The 2,518-nt window shown below is 48.8% G+C and carries 2 rRNA genes; both read right to left on the reverse strand.

Annotated elements, in window-relative coordinates:
• Positions 1 to 513: 513 nt before the first annotated feature.
• Positions 514 to 628, reverse strand: a 5S ribosomal RNA gene (gene rrf, locus DC082_RS10560).
• Between the two features lie 182 nt (positions 629 to 810).
• A 23S ribosomal RNA gene (locus tag DC082_RS10565) occupies positions 811 to 2,518 on the reverse strand; the annotation flags it as partial.

The following is a 2,518-nucleotide window of genomic DNA, read 5'->3' on the forward strand; positions in this document are numbered from 1 at the left end:
TCTTCCAAAAACTGCGTGCCGGCAAAAGGCATTGAAAATGCCGACCGGCGGGCATATAGTTGTGATAAGAGTGAAATAGTCGGCTCCCGCAACTCCACGTATCTTCTTAAGAATCATAAAAATGATGAGTTGAGGCAACAAAGGCTGATGAGTTGCCAGTCCTCACTATCACGTTCTTACAAAAACTGCATGCCGGCAAAAGGCATCAAAGATGCCGACCGGCGGGCATACAGTTGTGATAAGAGTGAGATAGTCGGCTCCCGCCACTCAATAAATCCTCTTATAAGTTCAAACCCTAGAACAAACAGGGGCTGATGAGCTGCCGGTCCTCACTATCACGTTCTTCCAAAAACTGCGTGCCGGCAAGGGGCATCGAAGATGTCCAAACTGCGGGCATGCATTGGTTAAAAGAATGAAGTAGTTGGCTCCCGCAACTCCAGGAGCTTTCTTAAGAATAAAAAATCCAGACAAAGAAAAAGCTCCTAGCTAATTAGCTAGGAGCTCTTAATGAAGCCCTGGGGTTGACCTACTCTCACATGGGATCTCCCACACTACCATCGGCGCTGCTACGTTTCACTTCTGAGTTCGGGATGGGATCAGGTGGTTCCATAGCGCTATTTTCCCCAGGAAAACTGGCTTGTGCTTGAAGTGCGGATGCATCTCTGCATTTTATCTTGCACTCCACTCACGAATAAATTTGATTAGTTGGTTAGTAACAGCAATGTCTGATTGAATTGCTTAAGTTGTTTGTATTCGCGTCAACTTTGGAAACGATCATGTCTCGTATCAAAATTGTCTAAGACCTATTATATGGTCAAGCCTCACGGTCAATTAGTATTGGTAAGCTCAATGCATTACTGCACTTACACACCCAACCTATCAACGTCGTAGTCTTCGACGGACCTTCAGAGGGGTTAAACCCCTAGGGAAATCTAATCTTGAGGTGGGCTTCCCGCTTAGATGCTTTCAGCGGTTATCCCGTCCGTATGTAGCTACCCGGCTATGCCATTGGTATGACAACCGGACCACCAGAGATACGTCCACTTCGGTCCTCTCGTACTAGAAGCAGCTCCTCTCAAATTTCCAACGCCCACGGCAGATAGGGACCGAACTGTCTCACGACGTTCTGAACCCAACTCGCGTACCACTTTAAATGGCGAACAGCCATACCCTTGGGACCGACTACAGCCCCAGGATGTGATGAGTCGACATCGAGGTGCCAAACTCCGCCGTCGATATGAACTCTTGGGCGGAATCAGCCTGTTATCCCCGGAGTACCTTTTATCCGTTGAGCGATGGCCTTTCCATACAGAACCACCGGATCACTAAAACCTACTTTCGTACCTGCTCGACGTGTCTGTCTCGCAGTCAAGCACCCTTTTGCTTTTGCACTCAATAGCCCGATTTCCGACCGGGCTGAGGGTACCTTCGTACTCCTCCGTTACTCTTTCGGAGGAGACCGCCCCAGTCAAACTACCTACCATACAATGTCCTTAATCCAGATGATGGATCTAAGTTAGAATTCCAAAACTTTCAGGGTGGTATTTCAAGGATGGCTCCACTAAAACTAGCGTCTTAGCTTCAAAGCCTCCCACCTATCCTGCACAAAAAGATTCAAAATCCACTGTAAAGCTATAGTAAAGGTTCACGGGGTCTTTCCGTCTTGCCGCGGGTACACCGCATCTTCACGGCGATTTCAATTTCACTGAGTCTCGGGTGGAGACAGCCTGGCCGTCATTGCGCCATTCGTGCAGGTCGGAACTTACCCGACAAGGAATTTCGCTACCTTAGGACCGTTATAGTTACGGCCGCCGTTTACTGGGGCTTCGATCAAGAGCTTCGCTTACGCTAACCCCATCAATTAACCTTCCAGCACCGGGCAGGCGTCAGACCCTATACGTCCACTTTCGTGTTTGCAGAGTCCTGTGTTTTTGATAAACAGTTGCAGCCAGCTTTTCACTGCGACCCTCCTCAGCTTACTGCGTAAAGCATTCACCAAGGAAGGTGTACCTTCTCCCGAAGTTACGGTACGATTTTGCCGAGTTCCTTCACCCGAGTTCTCTCAAGCGCCTTAGAATTCTCATCCCAACCACCAGTGTCGGTTTGGGGTACGGTTCTCATATCACTATAGCTTAGAAGCTTTTCTTGGAAGCATAGCATCAACCACTCCGGAGGTCGTAACCTCCTCGCATTCACATCTCAGCATTGAGATCCCGGATTTGCCTAAGATCTCTGCCTACCTGCTTACACTGGTATACCAATCACCAGCTGGTCTAGCTTTCTCCGTCCCTCCATCGCATGATACGAGAGTTCAGGAATATTAACCTGATTCCCATCGACTACGCATCTCTGCCTCGTCTTAGGGGCCGACTCACCCTGCTCCGATTAACGTTGAACAGGAAACCTTGGTCTTTCGGCGTGCGTGTCTTTCACACGCATTAACGTTACTTATGTCAGCATTCGCACTTCTGATACCTCCAACGGCTCTTACGAGTCCATCTTCACAGGCTTACAGAAC

The organism is Ignatzschineria indica (genome assembly GCF_003121925.1).
GTDB lineage: Bacteria > Pseudomonadota > Gammaproteobacteria > Cardiobacteriales > Wohlfahrtiimonadaceae > Ignatzschineria > Ignatzschineria indica.